Here is a 19,071-nt window from a genome sequence, read left to right as displayed (position 1 = left end):
CTCCGCGTAGCAGACGATTTCGCGTTCGTCCACCGTAACGTCAGGTCCGCGTCGCCAACTCGAGCAACGAATGGGCATTTCGCTGCTGGACAGCGAGGTGATTCGCAAGAGGTTTCGTTCGAACATATGTCAGATTTCGACCTGTCCCTCGAGACGCTGAAATCGACCCTCTTCAAGGTCGTTCAGGCCGGCTCCCAGTTCGGGACCTCGATTCTTGCAGCGCAGTTGCTGGTACCGAACCTCTTCGGAGCGGCGTTTGTGGTCCTCAGAGTTGGCATCACGGCGAGTACGGTCGTGACGGGGTGGGCAGACGGTCTGAAGAAGCGGTTCGCGGAACGGTCCGTTGAGCCCGGGGAAGCCCTCGGTGAACTGTTCGTACTCGCGGGTGCGTGGTGCGTGGTCGCCGTCGTCCTCGGTGCGATGGCGAGTGGGCCGCTGGCAGCGCTGACTGGATTGGAAGGCGCGTGGGTGTTCGTTCTCGTGGTCGTAATCGCGGAATCGACGAGCATCGCTGTCGTGAAGTTCTTCGAAGCGCACGGCCGCCTCGGCGTCGCCTCTGGTACGAAGTCGCTCCGGTATCTGCTCGCGCTCCCGCTCCAGATTGGGTTGCTCGTACTCGGGCACGGAGTGGGAGGGTTCGTTGCGGGCTTTCTGGTTGCGACCGTGCTCGCAGTACCGGTACCGTTCGGACTCATGAGCGTCCGGCCGGAGTGGCCAACGATAGATCAGTTCCGCGAGGGATGGGCGTTCGCTCGGTACGCAATCCCGAACGCAACGATCGGCGCGACGTACCATATACTTGATATGGTTATCCTGTCTGCAGTGCTGTCGACCGCTGCGGCCGGACACTACGAGGCAGCCTGGACGTTGACGATGCCTGGGGTTTTCGTCGCCGCGGCAGCAGCGAGCGGGTTGATCGTGAAGGTGAGCGATCTGGCCGAACGGTCGGAGAACGTCGCCTCGATAATCGAAGAGACGATCGCGTACACCTCTGTCATTGCGATTCCAATCTTCTTCGGAGCGGCAGTCTTGGGTGCCGAACTCGTGGTAGTGATATTCGGCGACGCGTATCGGCCAGCGAGTGTCTTGCTCGTCGGACTATCCGCGTTTCAGGCGATTCGGACGCAGGTCGCACCCCTCCTTCAGGCGACCTACGGACTGGGGCGACCGGACGTCGTGACTCGCGTGACCATCCTTTCCGTCGTTCTCAACGTCTCGGTCGGGGTTGGACTCACCGTTATCCTCGGAGCTGTCGGCGTGGTCATCGCGACTATCGCTATCGAGTTCGTCAGATACCTCTGGCTCGCCCGGTTCATGAAACGTTCCCACGCATCTCTCACACTCCTACAGCGCCCACTACTGAAGCAACTATCCGCCGGTGGTGCCATGGCGCTCGGGCTGTGGGGTGCGACGACGGTGATTTCGCCGAATCGACCGCTCACCCTGTTCGCTCTCGTCGGAGTCGGCGGAGTCCTCTACGCGACGCTAACAGTCACACTCGACTCGTCGGTCCGTGCGCGCGTCCGAGACGCCGTCGAACGCCTGTAGCGCGTTGGGAAACGCAACAGCGACACGGCGACACTGGAATTCTTCCGGGATCTACAGATAGCCGAGGTCACGGAGGTGTTCTTCGGCGTCCTCGTCGAGATCTATCGAATCCGACGTCCTCGCAGATTCGCGAGCAGCCGACAGTCCATCTTCGGCTTCATCGACAGCGAACCCTGGCGTTCCATATGTCACATCGCCGCGAGCGTACGCACAGACTGCCGCAGGCAGGTGACGCCGTAGGAACTCACGTTTCGGGCTTCTAAGACACTTTCCAGCGAGCAGAGCAAGTCGGTCGCGCAACTTCGACTCGGTGAAGACGTACCCGCCGTCCGCGTCGAACGCGCTCTCGTAACTCACCGTTCCGGAGATGCCTGGAACGCTCGACGGCAGCGAATCATTCGTGTAGAACGATAGACCAAATCGTGGCGATGTCCCAGCAAGTCGGCTCTGACCGTCGATTCTCTGCTCGGACAGCTCGACGCCGAGAACGTCGAGGACCGTCGGAAGGACGTCTACGTGACGGAACAGTTCCTCAGCTGTGTCGTCGTCGAGTTCTGGGTGAGCGAACACGGTTGGCACCGAGACGAGTTCCTGTCGAACTGGCCCGTTGTGACCGAGTTGCCCACCCTCGCCAAGTAGTTCGCCGTGGTCCGACGTATAGATGACGAGCGTATCCGCTCGGAGGTCACGTTCAGCGAGGGTATCCAGGCGCTCCTGGAACAGTGCTGCGTCCCGACTGACTGCTCGCTCGTAGTCCGCTCGAATCGTCACCTTGGACTGGCTCCCGTACCGGTCAAAATACGCTTCGGCAGTCAACTCCGGGTATCCGTAGGGGGCGTGACCGCCCGGTCCACGCTCCATAACAACGAACGGTTCGGAGACCGACGAAAGCGGACCGTCGTCGAGCTCCCGGCCGACGTTCAGTACGTCGAATATCGGATCGGCGTTCGAGTCGTCCTCCTGGATCGAGTTCCGAAATCCCGTCTCGTATCCGTCGAGATCGAACAGACTGAACGTATCGCCAATCGTGTCCGTGAACGAGAATACGCCCGTCGACGGTGGATACCGACCGGTAACCATAGACGCGAACGACGTGGGGCTATGGATCGAGGACGCGATCGTGTGGACAGTCGTTCCGCGAGCAGAGACGGCGTCTGGTAGCGAGTCCCAGCGGACGGCATCACCAACGTAAATGTAGACGTTCGAAACCGACAGGTCAGCGAGCGCCGCCCCGAGTTCCGTCTGCATACAGCACAGAACCGCGAGTCCGATACATTACTGTGACGGAATCCGTCCCAATTCAGTGCCTACAAGAGGACTTGGGAGAAAGCACGGGTATTCAGTGAAGGTCCTCTACATCGGTTCTACGACTCAGGTCCATAGCGGGGCCTGCCAGTGGATGTACCGGATGGCAGACCAGGTCCGGAGTTACGGCCACCAGACGGCCGCTATCCTCCCTGCAGAACAGGGCATCGCCGAATGGTACGAGTCCGCCGACATCGATACGTACTACTGGTGGTCCGAACCGCTACGGCGAAAACGAAACGTCCTCGGCCAGTTGTGGTTCCTCCTGTTGGCGGTTCTCGCATCGTTACGTATCGCTGCGCTCGTGCGATCAGAGGACGTCGACGTCGTCCACGTCAACGAGGTCAGGTATCCATACGCGTTGTTCGGTGCACGACTCGGTGGCGCCCGCGTCGTCTGTCACGTTCGCGCAAATTACGAATCACGTACCCTCCGTCGAGTCCTCTCCACCGCGACAGCCATCCTCTCTCACCGAGTCCTCTGTGTGTCAGAGCGTACGAAGGAGATTATGTTCGACGACGTCGGTATCGATAGCGATCACGTACAAGTACTTTGGGACGGATTGCCGGTCGACGACGATCATAAACCCATCCCGCAAGAGTCGTCGTTTCGAGAGGAATATGGCATCGATCAGGAGACGACGCTCGTCCTCTGTCTCTCGAAGCTCGTCGAGATCAAAGGGCAAGAGCGTGTCGTCGACGCAGCGCAGGCCGTCAACCCTCCCGCTGGAGACGTCACGTTCGCTCTCGTTGGCGGAAGCGTCGCTGGACATGAGGAGTACGAACGAACCCTCCGTAGAGACACTCGGGATATGGAGAACGTCGTTATGACGGGGTTCTACGAGGACGCGATGGCTGCAATCGTCGCCTGCGACGTCCTCGTACACGTCCCCACGTATGAGGACCCGTTCCCGAACGTCGTGCTCGAAGGGATGATGTGCGGAAAGCCAGTGATCGGTGCCTCTATCGGCGGGATTCCGGAGCAAGTCATCGACGGAGAGACTGGAATCCTCGTGCCCGCTACCGGGGAGGGTGACGACATTGCGACGGCCGTAGAGCACCTCCACGAGGACCCCTCGAAGCGGAATCGCATCGGCGCGCGCGCGAAGGACCACGTCGAAGAGACGCTGGACCCGGAGAGGTACTACGAGGAACTTGACGCGTTATACCGCCGAGTTTGAATCGGTCGGTGGTCACTCCGACGCAACTGACTGCAGGCCGAGTCGCTCTGTGATTGCTCTTGCGCCCAGATAGATGAATCCGGCGAGAACGAATCCCTGGATGGAGTCCACCCAGTTCAATTGCGTGTACCAGAGGACCCTGACAAGTGGAATAAACAGGATGGCCCCGATTCCAGTGCTGAGCGTCGGTCCATGCTCCTCACCAGTGAGTACCCGCATCATATAAAGGGAGAGGAACGCGAGAACGATAGCACACAGAACCACGCCGAGGAACTTGAAGTTCGCATAATAGACGTTCATGAAGTAGTTCCCACCGTTGTAGTTGTACTGTGTGGCGAGGAACTCGGAGTACGTCCGCGGTGGAGTGTAGCCGACGAGTCGCTGAAGTGGCGTCGGAATCGCCTGAAGGACGTAATTGAGGAACGTCTGACCGTACAAGGGGTCGTGTTCGTTATCAAAGAGATGGACGGTCGCGCGGATCGTCCCGTAGAAACTGTGTGCGCCGCCAGGAACTCCGACGTAGCCATCGCCGTACTGGAGCGTGGAGACGATGTCCGGTGAAACCGTCGTCACTGGTTCCGTTGTTTCAGCAGTTGTCGTCATCGTAGTGGTTGGTTCAGTCGTCGTCGTGGCCTCCTGGGTGGTGGTCTGTTCGGTCGTTCCGCGAGGTTCTGCCCGGTTGCGCTGCTCGAGAAGCGGCGCAATCCAGTTCCGTATCCGTCCAATCAGGAACAGCAGGAAGACGTAGAGTCCAAACGTGGCCGAAAGTAGTACCCCTTTTGCAGACTTGATGAGATCGAAGTCCTCGAGATTGTAGTAGTTCCGGGTGAGATCCAGGAAGACGAGTGCGACGATTCCAATGCTTTCGACCCGCCGGCCGTGAAGCATCAACCACCCGGTGCCGAGGAGACTGACTACGAGGAAGGCCCAGTACTTCTGGGTCCATTTCTCACGGAGTGTCAACAGGAACATGACGACCCACGCCCCTTTGAATAGATTCGGTGCGAACGTGGCCCAGGATGGCATGTGTGACGCCTGTTCGCTGTACTGTATCGTGAACACGGTTGGCCCCGGTGCGAGCAGGTAAGCAGAGCCCAGGAAGGTACTTGCCATGACGACGAACGACACCCAGTCGAACTCGACGGTGTAATCGAAACGGTTGAGATATCCGATTCCAAGGTCCGTTCGCTCGTTCACGTACACCAAGGTGAGCGCGTAGAAGGAGAGGAGGCCCACGACGAGCCAGACGATTTTACTAGCGAGCGCTGTGCTCTCGACTGACGGATAATAAAGCGAGATGTGCTCGGCACGGTACACGTACCGCGTAATGAACGGGACGAGTGCAGGATACGTCAGGAAGACACTCACGAACGAAGGGATGCTAACGATACTGAACCGGGACATTATGTACGCGTTGACCGCGAGTAGTGCAACCGTCCCGAAGATGTAGTGTGGATACGGGAATACTCCTGCAAGGAGCCCCAGAACAGCCAGCAATGAGAATCCGAGCGCGACGCGCCGAAGACGTCCGTCGAGCATAGATATCCGGATGAGTGCTTCTAATACTGGAGCATAAGCGTGCTGTTTTCGAGCTACGATGAGAGCCGATACAGTGTCTCCAGACTGCCTCACGTGAGTCCAGTGATGCGTGCCCGCACCCGTCCCTTCCTGCTGTGGCGTGTCTATATCGTGTGGCCCGCAGTGGTTCGGTGAGAAGAGTTCTTGTATGTCGCCACCGTCACCCATGAAAGAGTGGACGGAGGTACAAACGAAAGGCGATGGTCGAGGAGGCGGTTGCTGTCGGCCGCTACGGCGACGACTGCAGTAGCGTCGTTCACCGCGGGTTGCAACACGACGGATAGTTCGACCAAGCGCCAATCGGTCACGCGCGGCGATTCGAGCAGTCGGACGAGAGAGACCACCAAAAGGTCGGAGACAGAGGGCTACGTGAAGTCCGTCCAATGCGACTCCCCCGAGAAGGATGTTCGTGTGGACGTTCGCGTTGCCGATGGGACGCCAACGTTCGCTGTGTCAATCCAAGGTAAGCAGACCATCGATGGTGGAACCTTGGGAGTTACGTTCGAGACGCAGCAGCCGTTCGATGATTGTGCGTCCGCGTTCGAGGTGACACGTCGGTCGGTACGACGTTCTTGGAGTCCAGTGAGAGGCGCTCAATCCGTCGTCCGTGATGACTTCGAGGAAGTAAGCCTCGCGTTTTCGTCGCCCACGTCGACGACGCCGAAGGCTCGGTTCCGTGTGTTCGACGATGGCGTCGGTGTTCGATACGAGGTGCCAGTATCGACTGGACCTGAACGGCGGACGGTAGTGAGCGACGAGACGACTGTGGGATTCCCCGATGAGGAGGTTCGAATCTGGTATCCGTCACCGCTCGGGACACGGCTCGAGGAGTCAGTCCGGGTTCCGTCTGTCGGAGGTGCGGCGACGCCCCTGACAGCGCGCATCGGTGATACCGAGACGTCTCAACGGTTCGTGACTGTACACGAGGCAGCGCTATCGCATTCGGAACTGCGTTTCGAGGGGGCGAGCGACGGAAGATTACGAGCCTCACTGGGGGAACCCTCTGAGGTGTCGGGCATCTATACGTCGCCATGGCGCGTATTCCTCACTGCGAACTCGCTGGATGGGCTACTCGAGAACGAAGTCGTTCGTAATCTCAACGAGCCGTGTCGAATCACGGATAGTTCGTGGATTGAACCGGGGATAGCGACCTGGGATTGGCGCGCTAGAGGAGCGACTGTCGACGGCTTCACCTATGGATTGGACATGCCGTCACTTCGTCGCCTCGTGGACCACGCCGCTTCGAATGGGTTCTCGTATACCCTCGTCGACGCAGGCTGGTATGGGGATGAGTCGGATCCTACCGCCGACCCGACCGTCCCTGTGCAGTCTATCGATATCTCATCCCTCTCGACGTACGCCGACAAGCAGGGTGTGGGGTTGCTCCTGTATGTGAACGATCTCGCGCTCCGTGAGAATGACGTCGAAGCGATCTTCGAGACCTACTCGCGATGGGGAGTGGCGGGCGTGAAGCACGGATTCCTCGGAGGAAGCGGTAACGGGAACGTTCGCCGCCTCCGGGGGTTTTTGGAGGTCGCCGCAGACCACGAACTGCTCTACAACGTCCACGAAGCGTTCAAGCCAACTGGTCTCCGACGGACGTATCCGCACCTCATGACCCGGGAGTTCGTGCAGTCGCTCGCGGACGGGCAACCTGAGACATACGCAAAGCCGAGTTACCACGTTGCACTTCCATTCGTGAACATGCTCGGCGGGCCGCTCGATGCGACCCCTGGGCTCGTAGACCTCTCGGATGCGACCGAGCGGGACGCGATAGGTGGACCGGTCTTGTCTACTGTCTGTGCGCAGCTAGCTCGCTGTTTGACCATCGATACCGGTTTGTTACATCTCCCAGACATCCCGGAAGTGTATCGATCTGAACCGGCAATCGAGGCGTTCCTGCAGCGGATCTCGCCGTTACACTGGGACGAACGGCGTGTGCTAGACGCAGCCTTCGGTTCACATGTCGTCGTTGCCCGACGCTGTGGGCAGAGCTGGTACGTCGGTGGGCTCGCGAGCGATGGCGGAGTGACTCTGGAATTGGCTCTCGGATTTCTCGGGGACTCGCAGTACACCGCGAGGACGCTGTCGGATGCCGTGGGTTCGACCTATCGCTCGAATCGGGAATCCTACGTCGTCTCCGAATCGACTGTCGAGGCAGGTGATACCTTTACCGTCGAAATGGCGCCCGGTGGAGGGTTCGTCACGACTTTCGACCCCGCGTAACCTCACCGTTGGTCGTTTCACATGAGACGACGGTGGGTGAGGGTTACCAGGTCAGTCCGTCGTACGTGAGGTCGTCCTGTGGCTCGATGACGCGTCGGCCGTCGACGATGACCTTCGAATGCATCGCGTCGAATTCGTCGTCGAGGGCTTGGAACTCGTCCCAGTCGGTGGTGACGAGGGCGGCGTCGGCGCCGTGGAGCGCGCTGGCAGCCGAGTCGGCGTATTCGAGGTCGGGGAAGTGTTCGCGCATGTTCTCGGTCGCGACGGGGTCGTAGGCGACGACGTCGGCGCCGCGTTCTTGGAGGCCGTCGATGACGGGGATGGCGCGGGAGTTCCGGACGTCGTCGGTCCCGGGTTTGAACGCTAATCCGAGCACTGCGACGCGCGCGCCGTCGACGTCGACGTGTTTCTCCAACAGTTCGAGCATGCGTTCGGGTTGGTGGTCGTTGACGTCGATGGCGGCCTGGAGCATCCTGGGCTCGTACCCGTGTTCTCTGGCGGCGTGGACGATGGCAGCGACGTCTTTGGGGAAGCAGCTGCCGCCCCAGCCGAGGCCGCTGCGGAGGAACTTCGCGCCGATGCGGTCGTCGAGCCCGATGGCGTCGGCGACCTCGTAGGTGTCGATGCCGTAGGTCTTGCAGACGTTCCCGAGGTCGTTGATGAGGCTGACTTTGGCGGCGAGGAAGGCGTTGTTCGCGTACTTGACCATCATCGCGGTGGGGACGTCGGTCTCGACGATGGGGACGTCGTGGCCGTCGGCGGCGCGCGCTTCGAGGAGCGGGGCGTAGCACTCGTGGAGGGCGTCGAGTGCGCGTTCGTCGCCGGGGGCGGTCCCGAACACGAGTTTGTCGGGGGCGAGGAAGTCGGCGACGGCGCTGCCTTCGCGCTGGAACTCGGGGTTGGCGGCGACGGAGACGCGGTCGCCGGCGTGCGCTTTGATGCGTGGTGCCAGCCGAGCGTCGACGACGTCGGGGAGGACGGTGCTCTTGACGACGACGACGTGCTCGTCGACGACCTGACTGCCACCGTCTTCGGGCCGTCCGGCGAGTGCCTCGCCGGTCATCTCGCTGGCGGCTTCGAGCGCGCTGGTGTCGATGCTGCCGTCGGCGTTGGAGGGCGTCTGGATGGCGAGGAACGTCAGGTCGGTGTCGGGGAGCACGCCGTAGTCGGTGGTCGCGCGGAGGCGGCCGCCGGCGTGTTCCGCGATGCGTTCGTCGAGCCCGGGTTCGTGGATGGGCGAGTCGCCGGCGTTGATGGCGTCGACGACGGCCTGGTCGATGTCGACGGCGACGACGTCGTGGCCGAGGTCGGCGAGGCAGGCCGCGATGGTCGTGCCGACGTACCCGCTCCCGACGACGCTTACTTGCATACGCGTGTTGACCCGGAGTAGTCGGGTAGTTATGGCGGTCCTACCACCGCGCGCCGACGGTTCGGCGACCGGTAGCCTGCGTGTAGTAATGACCCGACGCGGGCTTGCGTGAGGTATGAAGGCTGTCGTGCTTGCGGCGGGGAAGGGTACCAGATTGCGTCCGTTGACCGCGACGAAACCGAAGGCGCTCGTGGAGGTGAACGACCGACCGATCCTGTCGCATTGCTTCGACAAGCTCGGGGAGCTCGGCGCCGAGGAGTTCGTGACGGTCATCGGGCATCGCGGCGACCAGATACGCGAGTTCTACGGCGACGCGTACGAGGGCGTCCCGATTACGTACACCGAGCAATCGGAGCCGAAGGGCATCGCGCACGCGTTGCTCTGTGCGGAACCGTACGTCGACGGGGACTTCATGCTGATGCTCGGTGACAACATCTTCCAGGCGAACCTCGCGGACGTCGTGAACCGCCATCAGGAGTCGCGTGCGGACGCGGCGTTCCTCGTCGAGGAGGTCCCCTGGGAGGAGGCGTCGCGGTACGGCGTCTGCGACACGAACAAGTACGGCGAGATCACGGACGTCATCGAGAAACCCGCTGACCCGCCGAGCAACCTCGTCATGACGGGGTTCTACACGTTCACGCCCGCTATCTTCGACGCGTGCCGGCTCGTGATGCCCTCCGATCGTGGGGAGTACGAGATCAGTGACGCGATCGACCTCCTCATCCGGAGCGGCCGCACCATCGACGCACTTCGATTGAACGGCTGGCGCGTGGACGTCGGGTACCCCGAGGACCGCGACCGCGCCGAAGCGTTGCTTCGCGGCGAACTCGACCCGGCGAGCGAAGAGCTCGTGGAGACGGCGGACTAGTCGTGCGTGCGATCGGAGCTGGTTCGCGTCCGCTGAGCGAACGCCTTGGTCCGACTGAGTCCGGTCCGCTGCTCACGGGTGCGAGTGGATTCGAATTCACAGGCGAGCGTGGCGCTGCGGCCACAAGCAAGGGTGTGACTTTTGTGCCGGCGGTCGGATGTGGACGTATGAACGAAGCCGGTTGGTCCCTACTGCTAGTTCGGTCGCAATCCATGCTGGAGGTGCGTTCCGCGTGAAGGCGGTCGTCGTTGCGGCGGGCGAGGGCACGCGGATGCGGCCGTTGACGCACAGTCGCCCGAAGCCGATGCTGCCGGTGGCGGGCGTGCCGATGGTGGAGCGCGTGCTGGATGCGTGTGCGCCGTACGTGGACGGGTTCGTGGTCGTCGTCGGGTACGAGGCCGAGGCGATACGCGAGCACTTCGGCGACGAGTACGCCGGACTCCCGGTGGAGTACGTCGAGCAGGGCGAGCAGTTGGGGACGGCGCACGCCATCGGGCGTGCTGCGGGCGTGGTGGACGAGCCGTTCGTCGCGCTGAACGGCGACGTCGTCGTGGACGAGAACCTCGTTGCGGCGCTCGCCGGGGCGGCTGCCGACGGCGAGAACGCGATCGCGACGATGCACGTCGCGGACCCGCGGAACTACGGCGTCGTGGACGTCACCGATGGGTATGCGACGGGTATCGTCGAGAAGCCGGCGGACCCGCCGTCGACGCTCGCGAACCTCGGCCTGTACGCGTTCGACCCGAGCGTGTTCGCGTTCATCGAGGAGACCGGGCTGTCCGAGCGCGGCGAGTACGAGATCACGGAGACGATAGAGCGGATGCTCGACGCGGGGAAGGACTTCCGCGTGGTCGAGCACGACGGCGACTGGCTCGACGTCGGTCGTCCCTGGGAGCTCCTGGACGCCCAGGAGGTCCTGCTCGCGGACCTCGAACGCGACGTTCGCGGGACCGTCGAGGACGGCGCGACCGTCGAGGGTCCCGTCGTGGTGGAGGAGGGCGCGACGATACGGACGGGGAGCGTGGTCGAGGGCCCGGTCGTCGTGAAGGCCGGGGCGTCCGTCGGCCCGAACGCGTACGTCCGCGGGTCGACGGTCCTCATGCCGGGCGCGACGGCCGGGACGTCCGTCGAGGTGAAGAACTCGATACTCATGGACGGGGCGACGGTCCCGCACCTGTCGTACGTCGGCGATTCGGTCCTCGGCCGGGACGTGAACTTCGGTGCTGGGACGCAGGTCGCGAACCTCCGGCACGACGACGCGAACGTCCGCATGGGCGTCAAAGGCGAACGCGTCGACACCGGCCGGCGGAAACTCGGCGTCGTCGCCGCGGACGGCGTGAAGACCGGCATCAACGCGAGCGTGAACGCGGGCGTGAAACTCGGCGTCGGCGCGACGACGAAACCCGGCGAGAGCGTGACGCGCGACCGAGGTGAGAAACTGTGAAGGCGGTCGTGCTCGCCGCGGGCGAGGGCCGCCGGTTGAAGCCGTTGACGAACCGCCGCCCGAAGCCGATGCTCCCGATCGCGGGGAAGCCGCTCCTGGAGTACGTCTTGGAGTCGGTCGCGGACGCGGGTATCGACGAGGTCGTGCTCGTCGTCGGGTACGCCCGCGACCGCATCCAGACGCACTTCGAGGACGGCGACGACTGGGATATCGACCTCGAGTACGTCGTCCAGGAGAAGCAACTCGGGACCGCGCACGCCATCGCACAGGCCGAGGGCGCGGTCGACGACGCGTTCGTCGTGCTGAACGGCGACCGCATCATCGAGCCGTCGGCGGTCACGAGCGTCCGAGACCGCTTGGAGCGCGACGGCGGGCCGGTGATGACGGTGACGCGCTCGGTTGACCCCGGGGCGTACGGCGTCGTGGACCTCGACGGGGACCGCGTCGTCGACATCGAAGAGAAGCCGCGCGAGGCAGCGTCGGAACTCATCAACGCGGGCGTCTACGGCTTCGAACGGTCGATCTTCGACGCGATACGGGAGACCCCTGCCGGCGAGACGGGCGAGCGAGGGATCACGGACACGCTCGCGGGGTTCGTCGACGACGGCGGGGTGCCTGCGGTGCGCTACGGCGGACTCTGGGAGGACGTCTCGCACCTCTGGGACGTCACGCGCGTCACGGGGCACGTCCTCGACCGCGACGGGAGCACGCGCGACGGCGACGTCGCGAAGACCGCGTCGGTCGCGGACCCCGTGCACGTCGGCGCGGGGACGTCCGTCGACGCGAACGCGACGCTCCGCCGCGGGTGTTCGCTCGGCGAGAACGTCACGATAGGTGCGAACGCGGTGCTGTCGAACGCGGTCGTGCTCGCGGACGCGGTCGTCGAGGACGGCGCGGTCGTCCGGGACGCGGTCGTCGCGGAGAACGCGCACGTCGGCGCGAACGCGACGATCGTCGGCGGGAAGTCGGACGTACTCGTCGACGGCGAGCTCTACGAGGGCGTGCAGTTCGGGGCGGTCGTCGGCGACAACGCCACCGTTGGCGGTGGGACGACCGTCGAAGCAGGGGTCGTCCTCGGGGACGGTTCGACCGTCCAAGCAGGGTGTACAGTATCCGGACGCGTTCCGAGCGACACCGAGGTCAGGAGGGGATAACGCATGTGTGGCATCATCGGGTACGTCTCGAACGAAGGCGGAGAGAATGGCCGCGACGACGAACGCGGCGACGGGGAACGCGCAGACGGCGGGTGCGACGCTGGCACGCCGACCGGGGGCGGCCGGGCGCTCCCGGTGCTCGTGGACGGCCTCCGGAACCTCGAGTACCGCGGGTACGATTCGGCGGGCGTCGCGCTCGTCGAGGACGACGCGGTCGCGGTCCACAAGCAGCAGGGCGTCATCGACGACCTCGACCTCCCGAACGCGCATCCGGCGACGTGTGGGGTCGGGCACACGCGCTGGAGTACGCACGGGAAACCGACGGACGCGAACGCCCACCCGCACACGGACTGCACGGGGGACGTGGCGGTCGTCCACAACGGTATCGTCGAGAACTACGACGCACTCCGCGCCGAACTGGAGGCGGCCGGGCACGCGTTCTCGAGCGAGACCGACACCGAGGTCGTCCCGCACCTCCTGGAGGCCGAGCTCGCGGCACGACGCGAGACCGCGACCGACGGCGGCCGCGTCGACGAGGACGGCGAGTCCGCGGGCGCGGAGACTTCGGCCGACGGCGACGGGTCGACGGCCGAGGACGCTGCCGCGTATCGGACCGCGGGCGCCGCGGGCGGGTTCGGTGACGTCGACCTCGTCGCGGCGGTCGAGGCGGTCGTCTCGCGACTCGAGGGGAGTTACGCGGTCGCGGTGACGGTCGCGGGCCGCGAGGAGCTGGTGGTCGCGCGTCAGGACAGCCCGCTCGTGCTCGGGCTCGGCGAGGGCGCGAACTTCGTCGCGAGCGACGTGACGGCGTTCGTCGAGCACACGCGCGAGGTCGCGTACCTCGCGGACGGCGACGTGGCCCGGGTCACCGGCGACGCGGTCGACGTCCGGCACGACGGCGCGTGGGTCGACCGGGAGACGAAGACCGTCGACTGGGAGGCCGAAGCCGCGGAGAAAGGCGGGTACGACCACTACATGCTCAAGGAGATCCACGAGCAGCCGGGGGCGCTCAGGCAGACGCTCTCCGGGCGCGTGGACGAGGTCGCGGGCGACGTCGACCTCGACGTCGACCTCTCGTCGGAGGTTCTCGCGGACGTCGAGGAGATCCAGCTCGTCGCGTGCGGGACGAGTTATCACGCCGGCCTGTACGCGCGTCGACTCCTCGAGGAGTTCGCGGACGTCCGCGTGACCGTGGAGGTCGCGAGCGAGTACGAGTTCACGGGCGGGCGCGACCCGTGGGAGACGCTCGTCGTCGCCGTCACGCAGTCCGGGGAGACCGCGGACACGCTGTCGGCGATGCGGAAGGCGGCGAAGGCGGGGGCGCGGACGCTCGCGGTGACGAACACCGTTGGGTCCACCGCAGCGAGGGAGGCCGACGACGCGCTCTACATCCGCGCTGGCCCCGAGATAGGTGTCGCGGCGACGAAGACGTTCGCCGCGCAGGTCACCGCGCTCAGTCTCCTGACGGTCCATATCGGGCGGCGGCGGGGTGCGCTCTCCTCGGAACGCGCGAGCAACCTCCTCGAGAACCTCCGCGGGCTCCCGGGCGCCGTCCAACAGCTCTTGGACGCGTCAGAGCGCTTGGAGGCGGTTGCGAGCGAGTACGTCGACGAGGACGCGTACTTCTTCGTCGGCCGCAAGCTCGGCGCTGCCGTCGCACTCGAGGGCGCGCTGAAGCTCAAGGAGATCGCGTACGTGCACGCCGAAGGCTTCCCGTCGGGCGAACTGAAGCACGGAACGCTCGCGCTCGTCACCGAGGACACGCCCGTCCTCACCGTCCTCACCGAGGGCGCGCGCCCGAAGGAAACCCTGAACAACGTCAAGGAGGTCGAATCCCGGGGCGCGCCAGTGATCGGGTTCTCGTCGTACGACGCCGCCGCGAACTACCTCGACGTCGAGATCCCGATCCCGGACCTCGGCGCCCTCGAACCGCTCGTCGCGAACGTCGGCCTCCAGCTGTTCGCGTACCACGTCGCGAACGAACTCGGGCGCGCCATCGACAAACCACGGAACCTCGCGAAGAGCGTTACCGTCGAGTAGTCTCGACGGTCGAGCCTCCGGCCGCGAACTCGACGGCTGGGCGACCGCGGCGGTCGTCACTCGCCGCGCTGTGGATCGTCGATCGGGTCGGTGCTCGAGGTGCTCGCGGCGGCGGGGACGAACAGGGAGGCGACGATGAGCGTCATGCCGAGACCGACGGTGCACGTCTGGACGATGCCGGCGAGGAGCGTGGACATCTGCAGGAGTTCGTAACAGATGCCTTCGAGGACGGAGCCGATGCTGAGGAATGCGAATCCGCCTGCGACGACGAGCATCCGTTGGCTTCGCTCTCGCCTGGCGGCGCGGTAGCCCTGGAATGCGACGAAGATGCCGAGGGCGACGATGACGACTTTCGCGGCGAGAAGGCCGACGAACATCAGTCCAGCCCCCGTTGCATCGCGTCCCAGATGGTCCGGAAGTGGTCGGGTGCGTCGTCGCGTCGGTCGACGTCGACGTGGAGGTCGCCGTCGTCGAGCGTGACGGCGAGGTGTTCGAGGTTCGACTCGAACTGCCGATAGTGGTTGCCGTCGGATTGCACGCACGTCTGCTCGCGGAGTAACCCGAGGTCGAGGAGTTCCTCGATGCGGCGGTAGATGGTGGCGAGCGACGCCTCGCAGTGCTCTTCGAGGGAGTGCGCGGACATCGCGCGTCGATCGGTCATGGTGAGGATGCGCTTCCCGACGTCGTCGCTGAGTGCGTCGAGGATGCGGTCGTCGATGCTCTCGATTTCGGCCACTGCTACTGTCGGCTACCAGTGGGAGGCCCTTGTTTACGAGCAGACTAAGGTCGAGTTCGTGGATGGAATGACGTCCGCTGAGGTGGTGGTAGTAAGGCGCCCCGCAGTATCCGGGGCGTTCGCAGCGCGTGCGAACGCGTTGGACGGTTTACCACTCCGGCGTCCCGACGTCGACGTACAGTGACTGACCACCAGGACGAAGTGACTGACCTCCGAGACGATGCGACGTCGCGTCGGCGCGTGCTGCTCGGGACCGGTGCGATCGTTGGGCTCGCTGGCTGTCTCGGGTTCGGCGACGACGCCGAGAACACGACGACAGGGACCGGGTCGCGAACCGATGCCGCGACGACCACGCCCGCGAGCACGACGACCGGCGCGGAGACGACGACTGACGCGGAGACGAGTACCGAGTCCGAGGCTACCGAGACCGAGGAGGAAGGCCCGGGGTACAAGCAGGACCACTGGCACGGTCGCCTGTTCTTCGAGGTCGACGGCGACTTCGTGAACTTCGACCAGTCGAAGTACTACCTCGATTCGATCGAGGACGAACGCCCGGAGACGGTGTACTTCCACTTCCATGGGACGGCGGCGCACGGGCCGAACGAGTGGAGCAACGAGAAGCAGGTCGTCACGTTCGAGCGGGCGCTGAACCTCCTCCCCGGGATCGGGTACGACACCGCGGGCGGGTCGCACGTCATCACGTACGACGGGACGACGTACGATGCGTCCAGAGCTGGCACCAGCATCTCCATCCACCGGGGGACTGATTCCGTCGACCCGACGACGTACGAGGTCCAGCACGACGACAATTTCTGGGTTAGCGTCCGGACCGACGGCGGTAGTGGTGGTTCCGGTGGAACGACCACTGCAACGTCGACCGAGTCAGAAGGGAGCGGTGACGCACGCACCGGGAAGTTGTTCGTGGACGTCAACAATCGGCGTCTCGAGTACGAGGCCGGCGCGACCGACGGGAACGCATCAGGGTTCGAGTTCCGCGACGACGACCAGCCGTCCACGTGGTACGATACCGGCGAGGCGACGACGCTCGCGGACGCGCTCGACGCACTCCCGGACATCGAGTACGAGCAAGCGAGCGGCGGGAAGCACGTCGTCACGTACGACGCGAACGACTCGTTCGACGGCACGTATCGCGAGACAGCGTCGGAGACCCAGGTCCTCGTCAGGCAGCGGACGAACCCGGTCGACCCGGCGTCGTACCAGCTCCAGGACGGCGACGCCGTCTGGGTGTACGTGCACACGACGAACGCTCCGGACAACGAGCACTGATCACGATGGCACGCTACGACCTCGCGTTCAAGCCCGCGATCGGCCTGTACGGACAGCACGACCCGAGCGCCGCGCTCTTCGAAGACGGCCGCCTCGAGTACGCCGTCGAGGAGGAGCGTCTCACGCGCCAGAAGCACGCGGTCGGGACGTTCCCCGAGCGCGCGATCGAGTCGTGTCTCGATCATCGGAACCTCGCGCTCTCGGACGTCGACCGCGTGCTCCTCCCGTACGATCCGAGCCTCCGGTCGGAGATCCTCGAACACTACGTGCGCGACGCCGTCCGCGCGGACGGCGCCCTCCGGACCGCCAGGGCGCTCGAGGAGGTCGCGAAGACGCAGGTGGAGAGCCGGTTCTTCCCGACGCATCGCGTCGAAGCCAGGCTCGAGGAGTTGGGTGACGCGGTCCCCCCGATCGAGACGCGTTCGCATCACGCGTGTCACGCGGCGAGCGCGTTCCACCCGTCGGGGTTCGAGGACGCGCTCGTCCTCACGGTCGACGCGAAGGGCGAGTACGACTCGACGGTCGTCTGGCGCGGCACCGCTACCGGAACCGGGGTCGAGACGGCAGGCGCGAACGCCCTGGAGCGCGTTCGCACGTACGAGCACCCGAACAGCCTCGGGTTGTTCTTCGCGGTCGTCACCGAGTACCTCGGCTATCGGATGTTCAACGGCGAAGGGAAAGTGATGGGGTTGGCGCCGTACGGACGCGAGAACGAGGAGATCGAGCGGACGCTCCGGTCGCTCGTCGACGTCGGCGTCGACTACGACGTGACGGAACTGACGCGCCGCTGGGGGACTGGTTACGGCGTCCGCCGGCTCGAGGAGGCGTTCGGTCGCGAGCGAAACCAGGAGCCGGGCGAGTTCACGCAGTGGGAGAAGGACCTCGCATACACCGCCCAGAAGCTCCTCGAGGAGACCGTCCTCGACATCACCGAGTCGTCCCTCGGCGCGCTCGACACCGGGAACGTCGCACTCGCGGGCGGCGTCGCGTTGAACTGCAAGCTCAACAAGCGCGTCCGCGAATCCGACGCGGTCGACGACGTCTTCGTCCAGCCGGTCGCGCACGACGCCGGCCTCGCCGTCGGCGCCGGCCTCCTCGACCAGTCCCCGCAGTCGGTGCCCGAGCTCGAATCCGTCTACTTCGGCCCCGAGTACGACACGGGGACGGTCCGCGACCTCCTGGAGTCGAACAAGATCGCGTACAGCGAACCGGACGACGTCGAGCGCGTCGTCGCCGAACGCCTCGCCGACGGCGACCTCGTCGGGTGGTTCAATGGTCGCCTCGAACTCGGGCCGCGCGCGCTCGGGAACCGGAGCATCCTCGCTGACCCGCGGACCGCCGAGTCGCGCGACCGCGTCAACCGGTTCGTGAAGCATCGCGAGGAGTGGCGGCCGTTCGCGCCGTCGATGCTCGAGGCTGCCGCCGCCGAGTACCTCGTCGACGGCGAGCCCGCGCCGTTCATGATCCAGGCGTTCGACGTCGAGCCGCGCAAGCGCGACGAACTCGAAGCCGTCCTGCATCCCGCCGACGACTCGACGCGCCCGCAGACCGTGAACGAAGACCAGAATCCGCGATATCACCGCCTCATCGCGGAGTTCGCTGACATCACGGGCGTGCCGGTCCTCCTGAATACGTCGTTCAACGATCACGCGGAACCGATCGTGACGACACCAACGGACGCCCTCAAGGACTTCTTCGGGATGGGCCTGGACGTGCTCGTCCTCGGCGACGTGGTCGTGAGGAAGACCGACGCCGAGACCACGACGGTCGAAGCGCGACAGGAACGCGGCGCCGCGACTACGGGCGACGCAACGACCGACGGGACTCGAGACGCCAGCCGCGCCGACGACTAGCGAGAGAGGTCAGCGGCTGGTGGTTCGGCGTCGACGACGACGAGTTCCTCTTGGTTGCTCCACCGGTCGTAGACGGCGACGTTCTCGGGCGTCCACGGTGGCACGGCGACGAAGACGGTCGCGTGCAGGTCGTCCTCGATGGATATCTCGGGGTTCCCGCCGGGGTGGGAGACGAATCGGCCCTGTGTCTGCGCGGAGGGCGTCGAGAGGTCCATGCCGAAGACCGCCGTGATGCTGTCACCGGTCTGGGGCAGGTAGAAGTCGGTGAAGACTGGCGTCTCGGGGTCCGCGTCGCCGACGTCGCCGTCGAGGTCGCCGGCTGCTGTCGTCGCCAGGGCGGCGGTGACGGAGTTCGGTTCTGCGTCTTCGGCGAACTCGCAAAGCACCTCGAGGAGCCCGCGGGTCGCGTATATCACGCGTCGTCGTACGAGGCGACGGCCCCTAAGGCCGTCGGGTGTCCGCCTGGAACCGTGGGGGCTATGT

The 19,071-nt window shown here is 64.7% G+C and carries 15 protein-coding genes; 9 read left to right on the top strand and 6 right to left on the bottom strand.

Annotation, left to right across the window (positions count from 1 at the left end; all coding sequences use genetic code 11):
* Positions 1-126 precede the first annotated feature (126 nt).
* Positions 127-1,548, top strand: coding sequence for a lipopolysaccharide biosynthesis protein (locus tag VYJ16_RS08780; RefSeq protein WP_336349936.1), 1,422 nt, complete (start codon positions 127-129; stop codon positions 1,546-1,548).
* 51 nt (positions 1,549-1,599) lie between these two features.
* On the opposite strand, the gene VYJ16_RS08775 is transcribed toward VYJ16_RS08780, so the two are convergent.
* A complete protein-coding gene (locus VYJ16_RS08775) occupies positions 1,600-2,796 on the bottom strand; it encodes a sulfatase-like hydrolase/transferase (protein WP_336349935.1) in 1,197 nt (398 codons plus the stop codon).
* Positions 2,797-2,956: 160 nt separating this feature from the next.
* Between VYJ16_RS08775 and VYJ16_RS08770 the strand changes: the two genes are divergently transcribed.
* A complete protein-coding gene (locus VYJ16_RS08770) occupies positions 2,957-4,033 on the top strand; it encodes a glycosyltransferase family 4 protein (RefSeq protein ID WP_336349934.1) in 1,077 nt (358 codons plus the stop codon).
* A gap of 12 nt (positions 4,034-4,045) precedes the next feature.
* Here the strand turns inward: VYJ16_RS08770 and VYJ16_RS08765 are convergent, their stop codons facing one another.
* A complete protein-coding gene (locus VYJ16_RS08765; protein ID WP_336349933.1) occupies positions 4,046-5,779 on the bottom strand; it encodes a hypothetical protein in 1,734 nt (577 codons plus the stop codon).
* Positions 5,780-5,785: 6 nt separating this feature from the next.
* On the opposite strand from VYJ16_RS08765, the gene VYJ16_RS08760 reads away from it, so the two are divergent.
* Entirely contained in the window at positions 5,786-7,837 is a 2,052-nt protein-coding gene (locus VYJ16_RS08760) for a glycoside hydrolase family 97 protein (RefSeq protein WP_336349932.1), read from the top strand.
* Positions 7,838-7,880: 43 nt separating this feature from the next.
* Here VYJ16_RS08760 and aglM read toward each other — a convergent pair whose 3' ends face one another.
* Entirely contained in the window at positions 7,881-9,206 is a 1,326-nt protein-coding gene (aglM, locus tag VYJ16_RS08755; RefSeq protein ID WP_336349931.1) for a UDP-glucose 6-dehydrogenase AglM, read from the bottom strand.
* 115 nt (positions 9,207-9,321) lie between these two features.
* Between aglM and aglF the strand changes: the two genes are divergently transcribed.
* The 4 genes from aglF to glmS all read left to right on the top strand — a co-directional run bounded on the left by aglF (position 9,322) and on the right by glmS (position 14,712).
* On the top strand, positions 9,322-10,074 hold the full coding sequence (gene aglF, locus VYJ16_RS08750) for a UTP--glucose-1-phosphate uridylyltransferase AglF (protein WP_336349930.1): 753 nt from the start codon (positions 9,322-9,324) through the stop codon (positions 10,072-10,074).
* Positions 10,075-10,306: 232 nt separating this feature from the next.
* Positions 10,307-11,518 carry a bifunctional sugar-1-phosphate nucleotidylyltransferase/acetyltransferase gene (gene glmU, locus VYJ16_RS08745; RefSeq protein ID WP_336349929.1) on the top strand — a complete coding sequence of 404 codons (1,212 nt, stop codon included), beginning with the start codon at positions 10,307-10,309 and terminating at the stop codon, positions 11,516-11,518.
* Positions 11,515-12,672 carry a sugar phosphate nucleotidyltransferase gene (locus VYJ16_RS08740; protein ID WP_336349928.1) on the top strand — a complete coding sequence of 386 codons (1,158 nt, stop codon included), beginning with the start codon at positions 11,515-11,517 and terminating at the stop codon, positions 12,670-12,672. The genes glmU and VYJ16_RS08740 overlap by 4 nt, the downstream gene beginning before the upstream one ends.
* A 3-nt stretch (positions 12,673-12,675) precedes the next feature.
* Positions 12,676-14,712 carry a glutamine--fructose-6-phosphate transaminase (isomerizing) gene (gene glmS, locus VYJ16_RS08735; protein WP_336349927.1) on the top strand — a complete coding sequence of 679 codons (2,037 nt, stop codon included), beginning with the start codon at positions 12,676-12,678 and terminating at the stop codon, positions 14,710-14,712.
* Positions 14,713-14,768: 56 nt separating this feature from the next.
* Here the strand turns inward: glmS and VYJ16_RS08730 are convergent, their stop codons facing one another.
* Together VYJ16_RS08730 and VYJ16_RS08725 are read right to left on the bottom strand one after the other, a co-directional pair.
* Complete coding sequence (locus VYJ16_RS08730) at positions 14,769-15,089, bottom strand: DUF7521 family protein (protein ID WP_336349926.1); 321 nt, start codon at positions 15,087-15,089, stop codon at positions 14,769-14,771.
* Positions 15,089-15,448 carry an ArsR/SmtB family transcription factor gene (locus VYJ16_RS08725; protein ID WP_336349925.1) on the bottom strand — a complete coding sequence of 120 codons (360 nt, stop codon included), beginning with the start codon at positions 15,446-15,448 and terminating at the stop codon, positions 15,089-15,091. Before VYJ16_RS08725 ends, VYJ16_RS08730 begins: the two co-directional genes overlap by 1 nt.
* Positions 15,449-15,628: 180 nt before the next feature.
* On the opposite strand from VYJ16_RS08725, the gene VYJ16_RS08720 reads away from it, so the two are divergent.
* Together VYJ16_RS08720 and VYJ16_RS08715 are read left to right on the top strand one after the other, a co-directional pair.
* Positions 15,629-16,735, top strand: coding sequence for a hypothetical protein (locus VYJ16_RS08720; RefSeq protein WP_336349924.1), 1,107 nt, complete (start codon positions 15,629-15,631; stop codon positions 16,733-16,735).
* 5 nt (positions 16,736-16,740) lie between these two features.
* Complete coding sequence (locus VYJ16_RS08715) at positions 16,741-18,588, top strand: carbamoyltransferase family protein (protein WP_336349923.1); 1,848 nt, start codon at positions 16,741-16,743, stop codon at positions 18,586-18,588.
* Here the strand turns inward: VYJ16_RS08715 and VYJ16_RS08710 are convergent.
* On the bottom strand, positions 18,585-19,004 hold the full coding sequence (locus VYJ16_RS08710) for a JAB/MPN domain protein-containing protein (protein WP_336349922.1): 420 nt from the start codon (positions 19,002-19,004) through the stop codon (positions 18,585-18,587). The genes VYJ16_RS08715 and VYJ16_RS08710 overlap by 4 nt on opposite strands.
* Between the last annotated feature and the right edge of the window lie 67 nt (positions 19,005-19,071).

Source organism: Halorubellus litoreus, assembly GCF_037081675.1.
Taxonomy (GTDB): domain Archaea; phylum Halobacteriota; class Halobacteria; order Halobacteriales; family Natrialbaceae; genus Halorubellus; species Halorubellus litoreus.
This window is presented reverse-complemented; position numbering and strand designations above follow the sequence as displayed.